Raw genomic sequence first — 22,153 nt, forward strand, 5'->3', positions numbered from 1 at the left:
CGTCGCCGCCGTCTGCCACCGGGAGGAGGCGCACGTCCACGTCCGGGGCCGCCTCCCGCAGGCCGCGCGCGACGGCGGCGGCGACCTGCGGGGCGGTGAGCGAACCCTTGAACTTGTCCGGCGCGATGATCACTTTGGGGATCACTCGGCTCACGGGATGGGCTCGAATTCCTTCATCGCGGCGATGGACGTGCCGTTCGCGGTGTTGCCCTCGCGCTCGATCATGATCTCCACGAGCACCGGCCGTGACGTGCGATCGGCCTCCTTGCGCGCCCACTCCAGCGAGGAGCGGATCTCGCCGGGATCGGCCACGCGGATGCCGGAGCAGCCGTAGGCCTCCATGATCTTCACGTTGTCCGAGCCGGTGGTGTCGTAGTGGATGTCGACCTCGTACTTCATGTCGTAGCCACCGTGGTCCTCCGCCATCCGGATCAGGCCCAGGTACTCGTTGTTCAGCATGATCAGCACGAACGGCACGTCGTACTGTGCGCCGACCGCGAGCTCCTCGACCAGGAACTGGAACGAGTAGTCGCCAACGATGCCCACGACCTCGGCGTCGGGCTTGGCCTTCTTGACGCCGATCGCGGCGGGGATCTCCCAGCCGAGCGGGCCTGCCTGGCCACACACCTGGTAGTGGCGCGGCTTGTGCGCCTTCTGATGCTGACCGGACCAGATCTGGTAGAGCCCGATCGCCGTGACGAAGTAGGTGTCCGGGCCGTAGAAGTCGTTGATCTCCTTGAAGACCCGCGGCGCCTTGACCGGCACGGTGTCGAAGTCCTCGCGCCGCAACAGGGTCCGCTTGAGCTCCTGGCACCGGTCGACCCACGCGCCGGCCGCACGCGGTCCACGCGCTTTTGCCTTCTCGAGCAACGCCTGCAGGAACAGCTTGGTGTCCGCGACGATCCCGAGGTCGGGCCCGAACACCTTGCCGATCTGCGTCGGCTCGACGTCGACGTGGATGAACTTCCGGTCGCCGCGGTAGGTCGCGAGGTCACCGGTGTGCCGGTCGCCGAACCGCGCGCCGAGCGCCAGCACGAGGTCGGACTCCAGGAACGACGCGTTGCCGTAGCGCTGCGAGGTCTGGATGCCGGTCATGCCCGCGTAGAGCGGGTGGTCCTCGTCGATGGCGCCCTTGCCCATCAACGTGGCCTGGATCGGGATCTGCAGGAACTCGGCCAAGTCCAGCAGCTCGGTGGACGCCTCACCGAGGATGACACCGCCACCGGCGAGCAGCAGCGGGCGTTCGGCGGCCAGCAGCATCTCCAGCGCCCGTTCCACACGTGCGTCGGAGGGCACGCTTTTCGGGACGGGCAACGGTTCGTCGATCGAGGAGTCCCACTCGATCTCCTGCTTCTGCACGTCGATCGGCAGGTCGATCAGCACCGGACCCGGCCTGCCTGAGCGGGCGATCCGGAACGCCTCGCGGAAGATCCACGGCATCTGCGCGGCTTCCTTGACCTGCACCGCCCACTTCGTGACTGGTGCGGCGATCGAGACGATGTCGACGGCCTGGAACGCCTCCTGGTGCAGCTTCGACACCGCGGCCTGACCGGTGATGCACAGGATCGGCACGCTGTCGGCCTGCGCGGTGTAGAGACCGGTGATCATGTTCGTGCCTGCGGGTCCGGACGTGCCGATCGCGACACCGACGTTTCCGGTCGTGCGCGACCAGCCGTCGGCCATGTGCGTGGCGCCCTCTTCGTGGCGCACGATGAGGTGCTCGATGGAACCGTCCTGCTCCATCGCCTTGTACAGCGGCAGGATCGCGGCGCCGGGGCACCCGAACACGGTGTCGATGCCCTCGGACTTCAGGACCTCGACGACGGCCTGCATGACTGGGATCTTCGGCATGTCAGGCCCTTCCCGCGAAGTTCTCGATGACCTTGAGCAGCGCGGAGTGGTCGAGCGACCCGTAGCCCTGCGCGCGTGCCGCCGCAACGAGTGCGGCGATCTGGTTGGTGACCGGCAGCGCGACGTCGGCGGCGCGTGCCGCGTCCAGTGCGATGCCCATGTCCTTGTGGTGCAGGTCGATCCGGAAGCCCGGCTGGAACTCGCGCGCGATCATCGTCTCCCGCTTGAGGTCGAGGATCCGGTTCGCCGCGAGACCGCCCGCGAGCACGTCCAAGCCCGCCTTCGGGTCGACGCCGGACGCCTCCAGCAGCACGATCGACTCGGCCACCAGCGCGTAGATGCCGCCGACCATCAGCTGGTTCGCGGCCTTCACCACCTGGCCGGCGCCGTGCGGTCCGACGTGGACGATCGTCTTGCCGACGATCTCCAGCAACGGCCTGGCGGCGGCGAAGTCGGCTTCGTCCCCACCGACCATGATGCTGAGCGACGCCTGCTGGGCACCCGTCTGGCCGCCGCTGACCGGTGCATCGAGCACGCGGACGTTGCTGAGCTTGCGCGCGATCTCGATCGACGTGGACGGGCGGATCGTGCTCATGTCGATCAGCAGGGTGCCGTCGTCGAAGGTGACGCTGTTGACGACCTCTTCCACCTGCGGGTGGTTCGGCAGCATCGTGATGACGACCTCGGAGCCGGTCACGGCTTCCTGGGCCGAGGTTGCCGCCTTGCCCCCGTCGGCGACGAGCTTCTCCAGCGAGGCCGAGCTGAGGTCGAAGCCCGTCACGTCGTGCCCGGCGGCTACCAGGTGGGCCGCCATCGGCGAGCCCATGATGCCGAGTCCGATGAAAGCAACAGTGGATCCCTTTGGCCGGGTCATGCGTTGTCCCTCCAAGCAAAGGAGTGGGTGACGGGCTTGTACTCGGCGCCCACGAAGCCCGTGTAGCCGTTGGCGCGGAGCTTCTGCAGGTGCCCGAAGATGTCGAGCTCGCCGGTGCCGGGCTCACCGCGTCCGGGAGCGTCGGCGATCTGCACGTGACCGATGCGGTCTACGTGGTCGGCGAGGGTGTCGAGGTCGTCGCCGTTCGTGGCGAGGTGGTAGAGGTCGGCGAGCAGCTTCACGTTGCCGCGATCGATCTCGTCGATCAGCTCGAACGCCTGTTGGGCGGTCTTGATCGGGTACTTCGGCGCGCCGCTCAGCGGCTCGACGACCAGCTGCGCGCGACCTCGGCCGCGACGTCGGCGGCGAAGCGGTAGTTCGAGATGGTCTGCGCGGTGGTCTCGAAGTTGCCGTGCAGCGCGTTGAGCGTGCGGCAGCCGAGGCGGGCCGCGATGGCGACGGTGACCTCGACGTTCGTCCGGAACTCCGTCTCCCTGCCAGGCCAGGAGGCAAGTCCACGATCACCCGCCGGCATGTCGCCCGCGTAGAAGTTGAGGCCGACCAGACGCACACCGGCGTCCTCGATGGCGGCTTCGAACGCCTCGATCTCGCGCGTCTCGGGTACGGCGTCCGCGAACGGCCACCAGATCTCGACCGCGTCGAACCCGGCGGCCCGCGCCGCGGCCGGGCGCTCCAGCAACGGCAGTTCCGTGAAGAGCATGGACAGGTTTGCGTCGAACATCTTCGGCAGTTCCTTCCACATTACGGAAGTTCAATTTCGCTCTATGGAGACACTAGACATCTCACTCGGCTGCGGTCAAGAATGTGGAAACTAGATTCCGCGATACAGAAACTTGGAGAGCCGTGGAGAGCTTCAACAGCGCCCCGGAGGCCGAACTGCGACCTCTGCTCACCGAGTGCCTCGCGGTACCCCGCTGGGTCGACGCGATGGTGGCGGGCAGGCCCTACGCGTCGATGGATGCACTCCTCGCGGCTTCTTCGGTTGCCGCACAAGGACTTTCCGACGAGGAGGTGCTCGGCGCCATCGCCGGGCACCCGCGCATCGGCGAACGACAGAAGACAGGTGGGGTGTCGGCGAAGTGGTCGCGGTCCGAACAGTCCGGTGTGGACAGCTCCCAGGCTGATCGCCTGGCGGCTGCGAACGCCGCGTACGAGGATCGGTTCGGGCACATCTACCTGGTGTGCGCGACCGGCCTGAGCGGTGCGGAGATGCTCGACAACCTGTCCAGCAGGATGGACAACCCGCCGGATGTCGAGCTCCGCGTCGTCAACGACGAACTCGCGAAGATCGCCGCCTTGCGGCTGCAGAAGCTGATCGGGAGCTGAACAACATGGCCATCGTCCTGGGCCCGAACCAGTACGGAAAGGCGGAGAACCGCCTCGTCACGGTGTCGCGCAACGGTTCCGTGCACACGATCAAAGACCTGACGGTCAGCACGTCGCTCCGCGGAGACCTCGCCGACACCCACCTGACCGGCGACAACGCCAAGGTGCTCGCGACCGACACGCAGAAGAACACCGTCTACGCGTTCGCCAAGGAAGCCCCGGTCGGCGAGATCGAGGACTTCGCGCTGCGCCTTGGCCGTCACTTCGTGAGCTCGCAGGAGGCGATCACGGGTGCGCGCATCCTGATCGACGCGCACGCCTGGGAGCGCATCGACGGCCACGACCACGCGTTCGTGCACGGCTCGAACGAGAAGCGCACCACCGCCGTGACGATCGAGGGCTCACAGGCGTGGGTCGTGTCGGGCGTGCGCGACCTGGTGGTGCTGAAGTCCACCGGGTCGGAGTTCCACGGCTACCCGAAGGACCCGTACACGACGTTGAAGGAGACCAACGACCGCATCCTGGCGACGTCGGTGACGGCCCGCTGGCGTTATGCGGGTGTTGAAGTGGACTGGGCGAAGTCGTTCACCGAGATCCGGTCGATCATGCTGAAGACGTTCGCGGACAAGCACTCCCTGTCGTTGCAGCAGACTCTGTACGCGATGGGTGAGGCGGTGCTGAACGCCCGTCCGGAGGTAGCCGAAGTACGGCTCTCCATGCCGAACAAGCACCATTTCCTGGTGGACCTGAGCGCGTTCGGCCTGCAGAACGACAACGAGGTCTTCTACGCCGCGGACCGCCCGTACGGCCTCATCGAGGGCTCGATCCTGCGGGACGACGCCCCTGACGCAGGTCTTGCCTGGAGTACTTTGCCAGCCTTCTGAACACCACGGGGTTGAGCAGGCTCGCCGGCGAGGCGACCATGTGCACGACCCTGACGAAGCGGCGGAACAGGTCGGGGTCGTGCACGATCCCGGCCTCCCACTTCTTGAGGTACCAGCCGAGCACGCCTCCACGCCTGGTCTCCACCCAACTGCGGTCGGCGTTGCTGGACAGCGCCCACGGTCCCTGCGCGGCCTTCGCGACCTTGCGTTGGAACGCCCGGCAACCCTTGGCGCTGAAGTCGTTGTGCTGCCGGAACAACAGCGCCTCCATCGCCGCCACGGTCATGCCCTGCCCGTACACGGGATTGAACGCGCACACGGCGTCGCCCACCGCCACCAGCCCACCCGGCCAGTTCGCGATGGTCTCGAAAGCGTTGCGGCGACTGGCAGTGCGGGCGAACAGGTAGACCGGCGTGAGCGGCTCGGCCTCGGCGAGCAGCTCCGAGATCGGCACCCGCAAAGAGTCCAGGAACTCCTGGTAGCCGTCGAGATCCCGCGACGCGTGATCGCCGGCGGCACCCTGCGCGGTGACCACCAGCCGGTCACCCTCAATGCGCATCACCGCACAGCCACGCGTGATGTCCGGAGCCGACAGGCTCTCTGCGTACACCACCGGAAAGTCCTTCGGCGCGGTGTAGATCCGGGTCGCGTACCCGGTGCGGGAGTCGACCACCTCGGGTTCCGGCGCCGTGATCCCCGCCTCGGCGAGCCAGGCCGGCAGCTTCGACGACCGGCCGGACGCGTCGACGACCAGGTCCGCCTCGATCCTGCCGTCGCGCGTGAGCAGGCCGTCCACGTCGCCGCCGCGGAACGACAGCCCGGTGACGTGCACGTCGTCCACGATCTTCGCGGTGACGCGTCGCCTGATGCAGGTCTCCAGCAACGGGCGGCTCAACGACAGCAGCGGCAGGCCGGTGTGCGTCGTGGCCAGCCATCCGAGCGAGTTGAGGATCCGCATGTCCCCCGCGTCGGCTAGTGGCGCCCCTGCCGCCACTAGCTCGTCGCGCAGACCGGGGAACAGGCCCTCCATGATCTCGCCGCCGCGCACGAGCAACCCGTGCACGTGCCTGCCCTGCGGCACACCCGAGCGGTACGTGGGTTCGTCGGACAGCTTGTCCCGTTCCAGGACAACGACATCGTGCGACTCACTCAACACGCGAGCCGCCAGCAACCCGGCGATTCCCCCACCTACCACCACGGCCTTCATGGGCCCATTGAACCAGCGATCAGCCGAGAGTCACCGGTTCTCGGTACCGCGCAACGACATCTGCTGGTCGCGCCACGAGTGGAAGAGATCAGCCTCGCTGTACCAGTCGACACCTGTCGGGCGCTCCCCAGTCGTCATGAACTCGATCAGCAGCTGCCGGTACAGGTCGAGTGGAACGCCGACGCCGGGCGGGAAGTCCGTGTACTTCTCGTTGACGTACGGCGCTTCCTCCGACCCCTTCGGCCACCCCATGAACGTGTTGTCGACGTAGTACATGTAGCCCCACTCGCCCCGCACGGCGAGCACGACGTTGTGATCGGGGTCCCCCTCGGCGGTGAGGGGCCTCCCGAAGTGGTCGAGCGATCCGTCGTTGCACTCGGGGCGCCCCAGCAGCCCGATCACCGTGTCCACATCCGCTTCGCACGCGACGACCTGGTACTTGTGCTCCGCCACGTCGAGGTCGGGTAGACCAGTCCAGAGACCAGCACGCATGCTCATGCGAGCCACCCTGCCCCCATTGCCGGGAACATTCGACACCCATTGACAGAACCACACGAACGGGTGATGACCCGATCAGCTCGACCGGGTCGCGAGCCCCCTCAATGCTGACTCGTCCAGACCTGTTGCGACCTGCACTTCCACCGGATCGAGCGCACCGCAGTCCACCGCTCGGAGGAAGGAGTACGACAACGCCTGGGCGGTCGCCGGTTCGTCCAGAACACCCCCTGAGACGCGCTGCACATAGGACTTCAAACGCGCTGCGTCCGCGTCCAAACCCTCTCGGTAGAAGGCGTAAACGGCCGCGTAACGCGTCACCAGTTGCGCGGGATGCAGGTCCCAACCCTGGTAGAAACCGTGCTCCAGCGATCGCCGCACGAGCCGGTAGTGCGTGTCCCAGCCGTGCCTCTTCTGATCGCCGACGGGGAGCACGTTGGTGGAGCCGTCCGACAGCCGCACACCCGTTCCAGCAGCGGAAACCTGCATGACGTGCCGCGCGAAGTCGCACGCGCCGTGCGCCAGGTGTTGCTGCGCCGCGGAGAGCCCGCAGCCCGCCGTGTAGTCGTAGGTGCCGAAGTGCAGACCTGTCACCCTGCCGCGACCCGCCTCGATGAACCGAGGGATCGCGAGCCGGCCTTCGCCGTCCACAACGGACTGCGTGGTCTCGACCTGGATCTCGAACCTCAGGGCCTTCCCGAAGAGGTCAAGCACCTCCCCGAACACCTCGACCTGGTCGGCTGATGTCACCTTCGGGAAAGTGATCACAAAACCTGGCGGAACCTCTCCCAATGCTGTCAGGAAGATGTCCAGCGTGCGCAGTCCGCGCTCGCGCAACGCCTTGGTGTCGAACGACTTGATCCGCAGCCCGAACGACGGCGGCGCGGTGCCAGCCTCCAGCCAGCGGGACACGATGTGCGCCGTGCTCTCGGCGTCCATGTCCTCGACGTCGTCCTCCGGCGCGCCGTAGCCGTCCTCGAAGTCGATCCGCAGGTCCTCGATCGGCTCGCGATCCAGCTTGGCCTCGACGCGGTCCAGCACGCCCTCGGGCAGTTCGGGGAGCAGTTCCGGTTCGATCGACTCCAGCGCCTCCCGGCCCCAGTCGGCGACCGTGGAAGCGATGATGCGACCGGCGGGCACGTAGCAGGTGTGCACGGGCTGCCTGCCCACCGGCCAGCTGCGTTCCACAGTGGACAGCCGTGCGGTCACCCGCGCGACGTCCTCTGGCGACAGCGATGTCTGATACATCAGATGCGCTCGTAGGCCGGTAGCGTGAGGAAGTCGACGAAGTCCTCGGACAACGCGACCTGTTCGAACAGCTCGACGGCCGCCGCGACGTGCGGACCCTCAAGTCCCTTCCCCACGCGTGCCAGGACTTCCCTGACCGCGTCGGCGGTGACCTGCGTGCCGTCGTCGAGCACGACCTTGTTGTTGATCCACTGCCAGATCTGCGAGCGCGAGATCTCCGCGGTGGCCGCGTCCTCCATCAGGTTGTGGATGGCCGCCGCACCGTTGCCACCCAGCCAGGACGCGATGTACCGCACCCCGACGTCGACAGCGCTTTCGAGTCCAGCTCGCGTCGCCGCACCGCCGGCCGACTTGAAGTCCAGAAGCTGCTCGGCCGTGACGCTGACCTCGGGACGCTGCTTGTCGATCTGGTTCGGCCTGTCGCCGAGCACCCCGTCGAAGATCTCGCGGCAGATCGGCACCAGGTCCGGGTGCGCGACCCACGACCCGTCGAAACCGTCGGTCGCCTCGCGGGTCTTGTCCTCACGCACCTTGCGCAGCGCGTTCTCCGTGACCTCCGGGTCGCGCCGGTTCGGAATGAACGCCGCCATGCCACCCATGGCAAACGCCCCGCGCTTGTGGCACGTCTTCACCAGAAGCTCGGTGTACGCGCGCATGAACGGCGCCGTCATCGTCACGCTGTTGCGGTCCGGCAGCACGTAGTCCGCGCCCGCGTCCCGGAAGTACTTGATGACGCTGAACAGGTAGTCCCACCGACCGGCGTTGAGCCCTGACGCGTGGTCGCGCAGTTCGTAGAGGATCTCCTCCATCTCGAACGCGGCCGGAATCGTCTCGATGAGCACCGTCGCACGGATCGTGCCGTACGGGACGTTCAGAAGCTTCTGCGCCGTGGTGAAAACGTCGTTCCACAGCCGTGCTTCGAGGTGTGACTCCATCTTCGGCAGGTAGTAGTAGGGCCTGCCCAGCTCGGCGTTGTGGAAGAAGTGCAGCCCGAAGTCGACCAGCGCGCCAACGGCCGTGCGCCCGCCGAACTCGAGGTTGCGCTCGTCGAGGTGCCACCCGCGCGGCCGGACGACGATCGTCGGGTACGGACCGCCCTTGAGCTTGTACTCCTTGCCCTCCGGCGAGGTGTACTCGATCGTCTCGCGCGCCGCCTCGTAAAGGTTGACCTGGCCCTGCACGACGTTGTCCCAGTGCGGGGTGTTCGCGTCCTCGAGGTCCGCCAGCCACACCTTGGCACCGGAGTTGAGCGCGTTGATCGTCATCTTGCGCTCGGTCGGCCCGGTGATCTCCACGCGCCTGTCCCGCAGTGCTTCGGGCGCCGGCGCCACCTGCCACTCGCCGTCACGGACGTGCTGCGTCTCGGGCAGGAAGCCGAGAGGCCGGCGCTCCTTGCGCAGGGCGAGCAGCTCGTCCCGGCGGGCGGCGTGCGCCTCGTGCAGCTTCGCAACGAACTCAAGAGCCTCGGCAGTGAGGACCTGCACCTGGATCCACCTCTCTCGGTTTTGCTGTGTGGACTATAGTTTTTGCATTGCGGAACTGCAACGAGAGGAGACGCACGTGTCGACAGGTGGCGTGCAGTCGTTGCAAAGGGCGTTCGACCTGCTGGAACGCCTGGCCGACGCGGGCGGCGAAGCCTCGCTCTCCGAGCTCGCGTCGACCTCGGGTCTACCGCTGCCCACGATCCACCGTCTCATCCGCACCCTCGTCACGCTGGGCTACGTGCGCCAGAACAGCAACCGCCGCTACACCCTCGGCTCGCGCCTGATCCGCCTCGGCGAGACAGCCTCCCGCCAGTACGGCACGTGGGCGCGCCCGTTCCTCTCGCAACTAGTTGACTCAGTCGAGGAGACGGCAAACCTCGCAGTGCTGGACGGCGACGAGGTCGTCTACGTCGCGCAGGTGCCCTCGAAGCACTCGATGCGCATGTTCACCGAGGTGGGCCGCCGGCTGTTGCCCCACGGCACCGGCGTCGGCAAGGCGATGCTGTCGCAGCTGCCGCGCGATGAGGTTCGCGCCCTGTTGGAACGCACGGGACTGCCCGCCTACACGTCGAACACGATCACGGACGCGGCCGAGCTGCTCGACTCGCTGGACGAGATCGCGGAGCGCGGGTACGCGCTGGACGAATCCGAACAGGAACTCGGCGTCCGGTGCATCGCGGTGCCGGTGGTCGGCGGGCCCGCGCTGGCCGCGGTGTCGGTGTCAGGGCCTGAGGGCAGGCTGACGAAGGACGCGGTGTCACGGATCCTGCCGGAAGTGCTGGCTGTCGCGAAGAGGCTCGCGGACCGAGCAAGCTGACGCAGGCGTCCCCCGAGCTGGGAACCCCTACAACTCAACGTACTCAGAGGGTCCGACAAGATCAGCCGAGCTCACCGGGTCCGGCAAGATCAGCCGAGCAGGGCGTCCACGAACGCGCCCGGCTCGAACGGAGCCAGGTGGTCAGCACCTTCACCGAGGCCGACGAGCTTCACCGGCACCCCGAGCTCCCGCTGCACCTGGAACACGATCCCGCCCTTGGCGGTGCCGTCCAGCTTGGTCAGCACGATGCCGGTGATGTCGACCTGCTCAGCGAACACCCGAGCCTGCGTGAGCCCGTTCTGCCCGGTGGTGGCGTCCAGCACCAGCAGAACCTCGTCCACCACGGCCTGCTTCTCCACCACGCGCTTGACCTTGCCAAGCTCGTCCATCAGGCCCTTCTTGGTGTGCAACCGCCCAGCGGTGTCGATCAGCACGGTGGAAACACCGGTGTCCACCCCCCGCTTGACCGCCTCGAAGGCGACAGAAGCCGGATCTCCGCCCTCAGGCCCGCGCACGGTCTCCGCGCCGACCCGCTTGCCCCAGGTCTCCAGCTGGTCGGCGGCAGCGGCACGGAACGTGTCAGCGGCACCCAGCAACACCGTGCGGCCATCGGCGACCAGAACACGCGCGAGCTTGCCCGTGGTGGTCGTCTTGCCGACGCCGTTGACGCCGACGACCAGCAACACGGCGGGCTTGCCGGCATGCGGCAACGCCTTCAAAGACCGATCCATCGACGGGTCCAACGCGGAGACCAGGACCGAGCGCAGCAACGCCTGCGCCTCAGCCTCGGTCCGCACCGCGGAGCCGGCGATCTTCGTGCGCAGCGTGTCGACGATCTCGGTGGTCGTGGCCGCGCCCAGGTCGGCGATCAGCAGCGTGTCCTCGACGTCCTGCCACGAGTCCTCGTCCAGGTCGCCGGCACCCAGCAGGCCCAGCAACGAGGTGCCGAACGCGTTGCGCGACTTGGACAGCTTGCCGCGCAGCCGTTCCAGCCGTCCCGCGGTCGGCTCGATCTCCTCGACCTCTGACGCCTCTTCCGGCAGGTCGACCTCGACGAAACCGCGCTTCACCGAGTCACGCGGCACGGAGGCGTCGTCGCCCACGCCCGGCTGGCCGTCGACCTCGGTCCGGTCGGCCACCGGGTGCTCGACCGGCGCTGTGTCCGCGGCTTCCGGGGCCGCCACAACATCGGAGGCGTCGGAGACATCGGGGGCGGCCGGCGCCAGCGAGATCCCGGACGACGCCTGGTATCCGCCAGGCCTCGGCGCCTCCTCCTTCTGGGTGAGGCTGATGCGACGGCGACGCGTCAGCACCACACCGGTCACCAGCGCGGCGATCAGCACGATCGCCACGACTACGAGGATCAGGACAAGGGAAGACGTCGACACGGGCCCATGGTTTCACAGGCCGTCATGTGACCTGCCAACCACATGTTGCTCAATTAGGCGAAGATTTCACCAAAGCTCTTGCGTCCGACCACAGTGTGGAATAGACCACACGTCGTGAGGGTGATCGGACTGATTTCCGGCACGTCGATGGACGGTATCGACGTCGCCGTCGCCGACCTGTCGATCGACGGTGACGTCGTCGAGCTCGTGCCGGTGCAGTGCGCCGAGCACCCGTTCCCGAAGGATCTGCTCGAGAAACCACGGGACCTCGCTGAAGTGTGCGCCTTCGACACGTCGCTCGGGCAGGCTTTCGGAGAAGTCGCCGCCGGGTACCTGCCGGCGGACCTGATCTCCTCGCTCGGGCAGACCGTCCACCACGAGGTGCAGGACGGCGACTGCCTCGGCACGTTGCAGCTCGGCCAGCCCGCGTGGATCGCCGAACGGACCGGCGTCCCCGTCATCGCCGACCTCCGCGTGAGAGACGTCGCGGCCGGCGGCCAAGGGGCCCCGCTGGCGAGCACGCTCGACGCGCTCTGGCTGGCCGGTGACGCTCCCGCGATCGCGCTGAACATCGGCGGCATCGCGAACATCACCGTGGTGCGGCCAGGAAGCCCGCCCATCGCGTACGACACGGGCCCTGGCAACGCGCTGATGGACGCCGTCATGGAGGTCCTCTCCAACGGCCAGAGACGCCAGGACACCAACGGTGAGTTCGCGCGCAGAGGCACCGTCCGGGAAGACGTCCTGAAGAAGCTCCTCGCGGACCCGTACTACGCCAAGCCCTGGCCCAAGTCGACGGGCAAGGAGCTCTTCAACGCCGAGTACCTCCAAGGCTTTCCGACGGTCCAGGCCGAGGACATGCTCAGAACGCTCGTGGAGCTGACCGCCCGCACCATCGCGGACGCCTGCCGCGCGCACGACGCGAGCGTGGTCGTCGCGTCCGGTGGCGGGATGCGCAACCCTGTGCTCGTCGAGGCGCTGACGAAGGCGCTCGACCCGATCCCGCTGGAGATGAGCGACTCCCTGGGCCTGCCCAGGGACGGCAAGGAGGCCTACCTCGCCGCACTGCTCGGATTCCTGACGTGGCACGGGGTTCCTGGCAACACCCCGTCCGCGACCGGCGCGTCCGGGCCGCGGTTGCTCGGGAGCATCACGCCGGGCAACGGGCCGTTGCGCCTGCCAGAGCCCGTCACCACCGCCGTGACCAAGCTGAAAGTGGGGGAACCGAAATGCGCGGACTAGACCTCGCGATCATCGCCCTGTTCCTCGTCGGGATGCCGTTGCTCGGCACGTGGATCGGCGGCAGGCAGAAGTCGTCCACCGACTACTTCGTCAGCGAGAAGCGCATCTCGTGGTGGGTCGTCTGCCTCTCGGTCGTGTCCGCGGAGACGTCGACGCTCACCGTGCTGAGCGTGCCGGTGATCGCCTACATGGCGACACCCGCGCAGGGCGGCATGACGTACCTGACGCTCGCGCTCGGCTACATCGTCGGCCGCATCATCGTCAGCTTCGTGCTGCTGCCTCGCTACATCGCCGGTGATCTCGTCACGGCGTACGCGTACCTGGGCAAGCGGTACGGCAACGGCATGCGCGCCACGGCGTCCGTGACGTTCCTCTTCACGCGCCTGCTCGCGGACGGCATCCGGCTCTTCGCGACGGCGATCCCGATCAAGGTCGTGCTCGCCGAGTACGGGATCACCGCGTCGTACTGGGCGATCGTGCTGGCGCTGGGCATCGCGATGGTGTTCTACAGCTTCTTCGGCGGTGCTCGCGCGGTCGTGTGGGTCGACGCCATCCAGATGCTCTGGTACGTGCTCGGCGGCGTCGTCGTGGTCTGGGTGCTGGCCGGTCAGCTGCCCGACGGCTGGTTCGGCAAGGCCGCGGACGCCGACAAGTTCCAGCTCTTCGACTTCACCTCGTCACCGCTGACGGGCGCCTACCCGTTCATCGCGGCGTTCTTCGGTGGCGCGCTGCTGTCGATGGCGTCGCACGGCGCGGATCAGCTGATCGTGCAACGGCTCATGGCGACGCGCGACGTGAAGTCCGCGCAGAAGGCGTTGATCGCCTCCGGTTTCGTGGTGTTCCTGCAGTTCGCGTTCTTCCTGTTCATCGGCGTGATGATGTGGGCGTTCTACAACGGCGTCGACCCGGTGAAGGACCTGAAGCTCAACAACAAGGACGAACTCTTCGCCCACTTCATCGTCAACGACCTGCCGAGCGGCCTGTCCGGCTTCGTGATCGCGGGCATCCTCGCGGCCGCGCTGTCGTCGTCGTTGGGCGCCTTGGCTTCGAGCACGGTCACGGACGTCTACGAACGCGTTCGCAAGACTCCGATGACCGACGAGGAACGCCTGCGCCACGGCCGGATCTGGACCCTGGTGTGGGCAGGGCTGCTGATCGTCTGCGCGGGTCTGTTCGCCTCTTCGAACAAGACCACGGCTGACCCGATCGTGGTGCAGGCGCTCGGCATCGCCGGCTACACCTACGGCGCGTTGCTCGGGGCCTTCCTCCTCGGCCTCATCTTCAAGCGCGTCAGGCAGGTGGACGCGATCATCGCGTTCGTGACGACGGTGCTGGTCGTCGGATTCGTGATTCTCGGGGTCAAGTTCGTCGGCAGCACGCCGACGATCGACTTCGCGAAGGCCGACGCGACCCGGAAGTCCTTGACGGGATGGTGGAACACGCCCCTGGGGGTGGCGGTCACCCTGGTTGTCGGTGGGTTGCTGTCACTGCGGCACTCACGCGCTGTGCCGGTACGCGACGAGCTCGATGTGAAGACGAAAGCCTAGCCGGGCGAACATGTTCTGCGACGACTCGTTGCCGGAGTGGATGGACGCGGCGGCCTGCGGTCGTGCACCGTGGTCCGCCGCGAGCTTCCACAGCAGTTCGGTGACGAGAGCAGCGCCCACGCCCTGGCCGCGAACATCGGGTTCGACGGCCACGAAGTCGATGTAGTACTCCTCCGGCTGAGCTTTGCCCGCGGCGTACCCGAGCACGCGTTGGCCGTCCATGGCGACGACGACCGTGCGGGTCTCCGGTTTGGACTCGACGAGTTGCTTGCCGGACAGGTACGTCCGCGGAAAACATCGTTCGTGCAGGACGGCCACGGCCTCGTGGACGAAGGGATCGGTCGGGAGGACGCGCATCTCGCGTTCGCTGGGACACTTCGCGTCCCGCAGCAGCAACGTGCGCAGATCCCCGTTGTCGAGTATGTGGATGGCGCTCGCCTTGCCGGCCGAGAAGCCGTGCCGTTCGGCGAACGCCGCCAGTCGTCGGTGGGCGGTGTGCCCGTACAGCTCGAGATCGGTGACGCCGGCGAGGAGCTCGGTGGCACGGCGGAACATCGCGTCGGCGGTCTGGTCCCAGATGCGGCTGCCCGCCGGGTGGTTGACCGGTACGTCGACGAACGGCCCGTGCAGCCACGCGCGACCCAGCTCCGCGTCGATCTCCACGCTGAGCATGCCAGTGATGTTGTCGTCGGCGTCGACGGCGACCACCGTGCAGTCGGCCCAGCTGGGCTCGAACTCGCCGAGCTCCGCGCGGAGCTCTTCGACTGTCTCACCGAGGTACCCGATGTGATGCGCGTTGTCGGCCTGGAGCCGGACCAGCAGCGCCATCGTGGCGCCGAGGTCGCCAGGTTCGGCGAAACGGATGTCGTACATAGAAGGAATGGTTGCTCGCACGGCCGTTCGAAGCGAGGGAGTTTTCCCAGACGGCTCAGCGGGTGGGAGACATCGCTCACACCGGCGGCCTCCCTGGCGCTGGTATGCCGCCTCACGATCGTGGGCGGTCGCCGGCACGACGCCCAGATTCGGGCTTGCAGGGCTGGTGAGGGTGGGGGACTCTTCTACAGTGAGTGAGGAAACGATCCAACTCGATCTCAACGAATCCGGGGTGGCCGTCGACCTGCCCTTGCCGGCGAACAACCGGGACGGCGTCCAGGGTGTTCCCTACCGGCCGGTCGAATTCCGAGACGATGATCTGCCCACTGCTCTGGAGCGCGCCGCCGCGTGGCTGCGGCAGACCCAGGAGTGGCTTGGCGAACCCGTGGACGTCATCGCAGTCCATCTTGACTACGACGACACCCACGGCAACCCGTACTACGACCTCAAGCTGCTTTGCAACGACGAGGACCTGGCGGGCGTGCCAAAGGTCATGCGAGAACACGAAGGGGCCGCTACCGGTCAGTAGCTCTACCGGCTACCGTTCGGAAGCATGTCGGATCGCGTATATCCCCCGGTGATCGCCGCAGCGAAGCTCATGTTCAAGGTGCTGGACCTGCAGATCACCGTTGAAGGGGCGCACAACGTCCCGCGCACGGGTGGAGCAGTGCTGGCGTCGAACCACGTCAGCTACCTCGACTTCATCTTCGCGGGCTACGGAGCGCGCCCATCGGGGCGCCTCACGCGGTTCATGGCGAAGCATGAGATCTTCGCCAACAAGATCGCAGGCCCGCTCATGCGCGGCATGCACCACATCCCCGTCGACCGGAGCGCGGGCCAGGCCTCCTACCAGCAGGCCCTGTCCGCGCTCCGCACCGGCGAGGTGGTCGGGATCTTCCCCGAGGCCACCATCAGCCGGTCGTTCACGGTCAAGGACATCAAGTCCGGCGCGAACCGCCTGGCGCACGAGGCCGGCGTACCGCTCATCCCCGCCGCGTTGTGGGGCACCCAGCGACTGTGGACCAAGGGCCGTCCCAAGAACCTCACCCAGCGGCACGTGCCGGTCACCATCCTCATCGGCGAGCGTTCGAGGCCTCCCCCGACGACTCCGGTGACGGTCTGCTGCGCAAGCGGATGCAGGACCTGCTGGACCTCGCGCAGGCCGGCTACCCGACCGAGCCGGGCGCCTGGTGGGCGCCGGCACACCTCGGTGGCACCGCACCCTCGCCGGAAGAAGCGGCGAAACTGGACGCGAACCGGGACTGACCTGCGGCTACAAGGTTTTCACAAGGCCTGTCGGGCAGAGTGGTCCCTGCGCACCTGGAGAGGTGAGGTTGAACTGGGGGACTTCACCCCTTCAGGCGCCGGGCTGCGTCCGCCGGTGGTGTGGGGGACCTCTCTCCCCTGAAGAGGAAGGTCACCGCGCTGGCGCAGCCCGAGGTAGAGGCCGCGGTCGGGGTTGGACTCAGCCCCCCAGGCACCGCTCCGACCGCCCCTCTCAGGCCTCGGCTTCCGTCACTTCCGCCGGTTCGGGCGCAGGCTCAGCAGGCCCCGACGACTCGGCGGACTCAGCGGGCACGACAGCCTCAGCAGGCCCCGGCTCGGCAGACTCAGCGGGCACGGCGGCACGAGCAGGCGCGTCGCTGGAATTGCGCAGCCGCTGCGAGATCACCTGCGAGATGCCGTCACCGCGCATCGAGACGCCGTACAGGGCGTCCGCGATCTCCATGGTCGGTTTCTGGTGCGTGATGATCAGCAGCTGCGAGCGTTCCCGCAGCTGCTCGAACAGGCCGATCAGCCGGTGCAGGTTCGTGTCGTCCAGCGCGGCCTCGACCTCGTCCATCACGTAGAACGGTGAGGGGCGGGCGCGGAAGATCGCGACCAGCATCGCGACCGCGGCCAGCGACTTCTCGCCACCGGAGAGCAGCGACAGGCGCTTGACCTTCTTGCCGGGCGGGCGGGCCTCCAGCTCGATGCCGGTGGTCAGCATGTCGTCCGGCTCGGTCAGCACCAGGCGGCCCTCGCCGCCGGGGAACAGGACCTTGAAGACGATCTCGAACTCGCGCGCGACGTCCTCGTAGGCCGACGTGAAGACCTCCAGGATCTTGTCGTCGACCTCCTTCACGACGGTGAGCAGGTCGCGGCGGGTGTCCTTGATGTCCTCGAGCTGCGTCGAGAGGAACTTGTAGCGCTCCTCCAGCGCGGCGAACTCCTCCAGCGCCAGCGGGTTCACCTTGCCCAGCAACGAGAGGTCGCGCTCGGCACGCTTGGCGCGGCGGGACTGGGTGTCGCGGTCGTACGGCATCGGCTGGGGCTCGGAGACCTGCTCGCCGCGCTCCTTGGCCGCCTCGTACTCGGCCATCTCCGCGGCCGACGCGGGCACCGGGACGTCGGGACCGTACTCGGCGATCAGGTCGTCGAGCCCGATGCCGAAGTCCTCGGCGATCTTGGTCTCGAGCTGCTCGATGCGCAGGCGCTGCTCGGCGCGCAGGACCTCGTCGCGGTGCACGGCGTCGACCAGCTTCTCCAGCTCGCCGGACATCTCGCGCACCAGGTTGCGCACCTGGGTCAGCAGGAGCTCGTGCTGCGATCGGCGTTCCTGGGCCTGGTCGCGTTCACGGGCGGCGCGGGCCAGCGAGACCTCGATGCGTTCCAGCGCCTGCTCGCCGCCGCGGACCACGGCCTTCGCGACCTGGGCGCCACGAGCGCGGTGCTGGGTCGCGCGGGCATGACGTTCGCGTGCCTCACGCTCGGCGCGCGCGGCACGGCGCAGGCCGTCTGCCTTGCCCTGCAACGCACGTGCGCGCTCCTCGGCCGTGCGCTGCACCAGCCGTGCATCCATCTCGGCCTGACGCGCGGAAGCGAGCTCAGCGGCCAGCGCGTCGCGCTGCTCGGTGTCCGGCTCGTCGTCGAGGGTCTGCTCCTCCTCGGCCATCAGCAGCCGCTCTTCGAGCTCGCCCAGCTTGAGCAGGGCTTCCTCGCGCGACCGCTCGACCTTGGCGCGCTGGTCGGAGATGCGGTCGACCTCGGCCTGCGCCGACCGCACGGCCGCGGCCATCCGGTTCAGCCGCTCGCCGGAGCGGGCCTGGCGGACCTTGGCCTCCTGCATGGCTTCCTTGACCGCGTCGAGCACCTTGCGGCGGGCCTGCTGCTCGGCGCGGGCACCTTCCAGGGCAGCAGAAGCGTGTTCCAGCGCGCGTTCCGCCGTCGCCAGCTGCTCCTGGGCCTCGTCGACGGCCGCCTGCACCTCGATCACGCTCTGGCCCTGGGAGCCCGATCCACCGATCGCCCAGTCCGTGCCGAAGACGTCGCCTTCACGCGTCACCGCGCGGACGTTCAGCCGGGCCGCGGTGTCCAGATCCTCCACCACCGCAAGGCGATCGAGCGCGCGAGCCAGTGCGGGACGCAACGCCTCAGGCGCGTGCACGACGTCGATGGCCCACCGCGCGCCATGGGGCAGCGGACCCCACCGCGAAGTGTCCACAGTGGACCCGTGGGAGCCGATCAGCACACCCGCGCGGCCGGCGTCCTTCTCCTTCAACAGCTTCAAAGCCTGGAGCGCGCCATCGCCGGACGACACCGCGACAGCGTCCGCGATCGGGCCGAGCGCGGCGGCGAGCGCCACCTCGAAGCCGGGTTCGACGGTCAGCAGCGCGGCAACCGAACCCAGCAGGCCCGGCACGTCGGACGCGAGCAGCGCACCGGCACCGTCCTTGCGGGTCAGGCCCAGCGAAAGCGCGTCGACGCGGGCACGCCACGACGCGATGTCGCGTTCGGCGGTGCGTTCGGCCTTCACCAGCTCCTCGACGCGCTGCCTGGCCGCGTCGTTGGACTGCACGGCCTGGCGGTGGCGTTCGTCGAGGCCGTGGTCGTCCTCGCCCTCGGTGCCGGTGATCTCTCGGGCCTCCGCCAGTTCCATCGAGGCGAACTCGACGCGTTCGGTGGCCTCGGAGAGCGTGACGGACAGGCGTTCGATCTCCTCGGCGGTCGCGTTCGTCTTGCTGCGCAACGCCTCCACCTGACCGGAGAGCCTCGCGAGGCCCTCCCGGCGGTCGGCGATCGCGCGCACGGCGGCGATGTGGGCCTTTTCCGCCTGGGAGACCATGCGCTCCAGCTCGGACCGCGTCTCCACGGCCTCCGCGAGCGCGATCCTGGCCTCGGTCACGCCCTCCTGGAGCTCCAGCTCCATCTCGGCGGTCTCCTCGGCCTCGCGGTCGAGTTCGTCGGGGTCACGCCCCCTGCTCGGCGCGTCCAGCTCGGCGGACAGGTGCCGCGCGCGTTCCGCGGCAAGGCGAACGGTGCCGCGGAGACGTTCCTCCAAAGCGGACAGCCGGTACCAGGTGTCCTGCGCGGCCTGCAGCTTCGGGGAGTCGGCTGCGACGCGCTCCTCCAGCTCGTTCTGCTGGTACTGCGCCGCCTGCAACGACTTCTCGACCTCGGCGCGGCGCTCACGAGCCTTCGCCTCGTCGTGCTCCTCCTGCGCGATGGCCTCGCGCTGCGTCACGAGGTCGTCGGCGAGCAGGCGCAGTTTGCTGTCCCGCAGCTCGGACTGGACGACCTGCGCGCGGCGAGCGATCTCGGCCTGCTTGCCGAGGGGCTTCAGCTGGCGGCGCAGCTCGGCGGTGAGGTCGGTGAGGCGAGTCAGGTTCGCCTGCATCGCCTCCAGCTTGCGCAGCGCCTTTTCCTTGCGCTTGCGGTGCTTGAGGACGCCGGCGGCCTCTTCGATGAACGCGCGCCGTTCCTCCGGTTTGGACTCGAGGATCGCGGCGAGCTGGCCCTGACCGACGATCACGTGCATCTCGCGGCCGATGCCGGAGTCCGACAGCAGCTCCTGGATGTCCATCAGGCGGCACGAGTTGCCGTTGATCTCGTACTCGGTGGCGCCCTCGCGGAACATGCGGCGGGTGATCGACACCTCGGTGTACTCGATCGGCAGCGCACCGTCGGAGTTGTCGATCGTCAGCGTCACCTCGGCGCGACCGAGCGGCGCGCGGCCGGACGTGCCGGCGAAGATGACGTCCTCCATCTTGCCGCCGCGCAGGTCCTTGGCACCCTGCGTGCCCATCACCCAGCGCAGCGCGTCGAGCACGTTCGACTTGCCGGACCCGTTGGGGCCGACCACACAGGTGATGCCGGGCTCGAAGCGCAGCGTGGTAGCCGAGGCGAAAGACTTGAAGCCCTTCAGCGTCAGGCTCTTGAGATGCACGCCGGGCAGAGTACCCAAACGCTTGCGTTCGATGCGTGAGGCAGGCCGTGACCTGCGTTTCCAAGTGCTGTGATCGTCGGCCTTCGCCCCGTTTTCCGCCGGTCAGACGGGTGCATCGCGGTGCCGGCCCCGCGTCCTCGTACTGGTTGTACGGGGGCGCGGGGGCGGTGCCGCGAGGCGCCCTGCGGAGCGCCGGAAGACGCGGTGAAGGTCGGCGGTCACAGCACTAGGGACGGAGAGTAACCAACAATCCGCTTTCGTCAGACACTTCGAGGCGATCTATCTGGTCGAGCCGGAACGACGTGGAGCCGGGAATCCGCTCGTCAGGGCCGTGCGAGGACCCCCACCAGCCGCCGATCTCACGCTGACCCTGCCGGTCGAACACCATGACTTTGCAGCGCGCACCCGGCTTGACGTTGTCGAGCTTGAACCACATCTCGGTGCCCCACGACTTGGTGACCATGGAGACGCTGGCATCGACTCCCGTGCCCTGATCCTGCGCCGCCCACGTCGGCGCGGACGGTGTCTGCAGGAACAGGACTCCACCGGCCAGCGCGAGCACCGCGAGGATGGCCGCGCACAGGACCAGCACGCGGCGGTGGTGGTTCGGCTTGGGCGGGACCGGGATCTCGTCGAGGTTCTCGACGTCCTCCAGGCTCAGCCGCCCGAGCAGGCCCGGCAGCGGGGCCAGCCGCAGCATCTCGGCCTGACAGGCGTCGCAGGTTCCGAGATGACGTTCGAACGCGGACCGTTCCTTGAGGTCGAGCGATCCGAAGAGGTAGGCGCCGACGTCGACGGTGTGCTGGCAGCTCACGCCTCGGTCACCCCTCTTTCCTCCAACGCGTCGCGCAGCGCCCGCAGTGCGTAGAAGCAGCGCGACTTGACCGTGCCCGGCGGCACGCCGAGCTTTTTTGGCGGCCTCCGCGACGGTGCGGCGGCGGTAGTAGAGCTCGATGACGACCGTCCGGTGCTCAGGCGTGAGCGCCCGCAGCGCCGACGCGATCTGCCACGTCTGCAGCACGTGCTCGACCTGGTCGCTCACCGGTGGCAGGTCCACCGGTTCGAGCGGCACCTCGGTCGCACGTGCGTTGCGGCGGCGATATCCGGAGATCACCAGGTTGCGGGCGACCGTGTAGAGCCACGGTGCCGCGTCGTCCGGTTTCAGCTCGTCGTAGTGCCGCCACGCGCGGAGCAAGGTCTCCTGCACGATGTCCTCTGCCTGCTGATAGTCGCCATCGACCAGCCGCAGCACGTAGTGCAGCAGCGGGCCTCTCCAGCGGTCGTAGAGCTGGATGAGGACGTCTTCGGCGGAGTCCACGCCTCCTTACTACGCCATCACTTTCGGAAAAGTTCAGCGCTCCACGAACCCGGTCAGACCACCCCTCGCTTCGGACCACTGCTCACCGACAGATTCGACGTGTCCGGGGGCTTCACCCGAACGGAGAGCCTGCAGCAGTTGTTCACACTTCTCCCGCGGACCCTCGGCGACGACCTCGACCCGCCCGTCCGGCCGGTTCGAAGCGCTGCCCACCAGGCCTAGTTCTAGCGCCGTGGCTCGCGTCCACCAGCGAAAACCGACTCCCTGAACCCGTCCACGCACCCACGCGTTTAGTCGCACGTCCACCCCCGAATGGTTGCGTAGTCACCCAAGGTGACCGAAGAGGCACTCGGGGCTTATCACCCATTAGTG

General features: G+C 67.9%; 18 protein-coding genes and 2 pseudogenes. 7 read left to right on the top strand and 13 right to left on the bottom strand.

Translation table 11 applies throughout. The features are described from left to right. The 4 genes and pseudogenes from FXN61_RS54535 to FXN61_RS24805 form a co-directional block, all read right to left on the bottom strand. A partial coding sequence (locus FXN61_RS54535; protein ID WP_167976441.1) for a glycerate kinase occupies positions 1-142 on the bottom strand: 142 nt, incomplete at its 3' end. An 8-nt stretch (positions 143-150) separates the two neighbouring features. Beyond that, the gene (gene gcl, locus FXN61_RS24795; protein ID WP_167976442.1) at positions 151-1,851 is read right to left on the bottom strand and encodes a glyoxylate carboligase; all 1,701 of its coding nucleotides are present in this window, start codon (positions 1,849-1,851) and stop codon (positions 151-153) included. Position 1,852: 1 nt separating this feature from the next. Continuing rightward, positions 1,853-2,725, bottom strand: a complete 873-nt coding sequence (locus tag FXN61_RS24800; RefSeq protein WP_167976443.1) for an NAD(P)-dependent oxidoreductase — start codon at positions 2,723-2,725, stop codon at positions 1,853-1,855. Further along, positions 2,722-3,488: pseudogene (locus FXN61_RS24805) on the bottom strand (hydroxypyruvate isomerase family protein). Before FXN61_RS24805 ends, FXN61_RS24800 begins: the two are co-directional and overlap by 4 nt. Positions 3,489-3,550: 62 nt before the next feature. Here FXN61_RS24805 and uraD point away from each other — a divergent pair. Beyond that, positions 3,551-4,072 (top strand): 2-oxo-4-hydroxy-4-carboxy-5-ureidoimidazoline decarboxylase, encoded by a 522-nt coding sequence (gene uraD / locus FXN61_RS24810; protein WP_312877969.1) that lies wholly within the window; start codon positions 3,551-3,553, stop codon positions 4,070-4,072. Between the two features lie 5 nt (positions 4,073-4,077). Further along, positions 4,078-4,956, top strand: coding sequence for a factor-independent urate hydroxylase (gene pucL / locus FXN61_RS24815; protein WP_167976445.1), 879 nt, complete (start codon positions 4,078-4,080; stop codon positions 4,954-4,956). Here the strand turns inward: pucL and FXN61_RS24820 are convergent. The 4 genes from FXN61_RS24820 to aceB all read right to left on the bottom strand — a co-directional run bounded on the left by FXN61_RS24820 (position 4,883) and on the right by aceB (position 9,390). Further along, entirely contained in the window at positions 4,883-6,163 is a 1,281-nt protein-coding gene (locus FXN61_RS24820) for an FAD-dependent oxidoreductase (protein ID WP_167976446.1), read from the bottom strand. The genes pucL and FXN61_RS24820 overlap by 74 nt on opposite strands. A 30-nt stretch (positions 6,164-6,193) precedes the next feature. Beyond that, entirely contained in the window at positions 6,194-6,661 is a 468-nt protein-coding gene (locus FXN61_RS24825) for an Imm1 family immunity protein (protein ID WP_167976447.1), read from the bottom strand. A gap of 75 nt (positions 6,662-6,736) precedes the next feature. Beyond that, entirely contained in the window at positions 6,737-7,906 is a 1,170-nt protein-coding gene (locus FXN61_RS24830) for a DUF6986 family protein (RefSeq protein ID WP_167976448.1), read from the bottom strand. Then, a complete protein-coding gene (gene aceB / locus FXN61_RS24835) occupies positions 7,906-9,390 on the bottom strand; it encodes a malate synthase A (protein ID WP_312877970.1) in 1,485 nt (494 codons plus the stop codon). Before aceB ends, FXN61_RS24830 begins: the two co-directional genes overlap by 1 nt. Positions 9,391-9,466: 76 nt before the next feature. Here aceB and FXN61_RS24840 point away from each other — a divergent pair, with 76 nt between their 5' ends. Continuing rightward, positions 9,467-10,207 carry an IclR family transcriptional regulator gene (locus tag FXN61_RS24840; protein WP_167976449.1) on the top strand — a complete coding sequence of 247 codons (741 nt, stop codon included), beginning with the start codon at positions 9,467-9,469 and terminating at the stop codon, positions 10,205-10,207. A gap of 89 nt (positions 10,208-10,296) precedes the next feature. On the opposite strand, the gene ftsY is transcribed toward FXN61_RS24840, so the two are convergent. Further along, the gene (gene ftsY / locus FXN61_RS24845; RefSeq protein ID WP_167976450.1) at positions 10,297-11,595 is read right to left on the bottom strand and encodes a signal recognition particle-docking protein FtsY; all 1,299 of its coding nucleotides are present in this window, start codon (positions 11,593-11,595) and stop codon (positions 10,297-10,299) included. A gap of 114 nt (positions 11,596-11,709) precedes the next feature. Between ftsY and FXN61_RS24850 the strand changes: the two genes are divergently transcribed. Together FXN61_RS24850 and FXN61_RS24855 are read left to right on the top strand one after the other, a co-directional pair. After that, positions 11,710-12,837, top strand: coding sequence for an anhydro-N-acetylmuramic acid kinase (locus FXN61_RS24850; protein WP_446684946.1), 1,128 nt, complete (start codon positions 11,710-11,712; stop codon positions 12,835-12,837). Continuing rightward, positions 12,825-14,384 (top strand): sodium:solute symporter, encoded by a 1,560-nt coding sequence (locus tag FXN61_RS24855; RefSeq protein ID WP_167976451.1) that lies wholly within the window; start codon positions 12,825-12,827, stop codon positions 14,382-14,384. The genes FXN61_RS24850 and FXN61_RS24855 overlap by 13 nt, the downstream gene beginning before the upstream one ends. On the opposite strand, the gene FXN61_RS24860 is transcribed toward FXN61_RS24855, so the two are convergent. Then, positions 14,334-15,257 (bottom strand): GNAT family N-acetyltransferase, encoded by a 924-nt coding sequence (locus FXN61_RS24860; RefSeq protein WP_167976452.1) that lies wholly within the window; start codon positions 15,255-15,257, stop codon positions 14,334-14,336. The two genes, FXN61_RS24855 and FXN61_RS24860, sit on opposite strands and share 51 nt — an antisense overlap. A 190-nt stretch (positions 15,258-15,447) precedes the next feature. Here FXN61_RS24860 and FXN61_RS24865 point away from each other — a divergent pair, with 190 nt between their 5' ends. Continuing rightward, the gene (locus FXN61_RS24865) at positions 15,448-15,786 is read left to right on the top strand and encodes a hypothetical protein (protein ID WP_167976453.1); all 339 of its coding nucleotides are present in this window, start codon (positions 15,448-15,450) and stop codon (positions 15,784-15,786) included. A gap of 24 nt (positions 15,787-15,810) precedes the next feature. After that, a pseudogene (locus tag FXN61_RS24870) lies at positions 15,811-16,523 on the top strand (lysophospholipid acyltransferase family protein). Positions 16,524-16,755: 232 nt separating this feature from the next. On the opposite strand, the gene smc reads toward FXN61_RS24870, so the two are convergent. From smc to FXN61_RS24890, 3 genes are all read right to left on the bottom strand, one after another. Further along, positions 16,756-20,463 carry a chromosome segregation protein SMC gene (smc, locus tag FXN61_RS24875; RefSeq protein WP_167976454.1) on the bottom strand — a complete coding sequence of 1,236 codons (3,708 nt, stop codon included), beginning with the start codon at positions 20,461-20,463 and terminating at the stop codon, positions 16,756-16,758. A gap of 226 nt (positions 20,464-20,689) precedes the next feature. Beyond that, positions 20,690-21,781 carry a sigma-70 family RNA polymerase sigma factor gene (locus FXN61_RS56495; RefSeq protein ID WP_376770725.1) on the bottom strand — a complete coding sequence of 364 codons (1,092 nt, stop codon included), beginning with the start codon at positions 21,779-21,781 and terminating at the stop codon, positions 20,690-20,692. 33 nt (positions 21,782-21,814) lie between these two features. Further along, positions 21,815-22,087, bottom strand: a complete 273-nt coding sequence (locus FXN61_RS24890) for an acylphosphatase (RefSeq protein WP_167976456.1) — start codon at positions 22,085-22,087, stop codon at positions 21,815-21,817. Positions 22,088-22,153: the final 66 nt, after the last annotated feature.

Source organism: Lentzea indica (genome assembly GCF_012184385.1).
GTDB classification, from domain to species: Bacteria; Actinomycetota; Actinomycetes; order Mycobacteriales; family Pseudonocardiaceae; genus Lentzea; species Lentzea indica.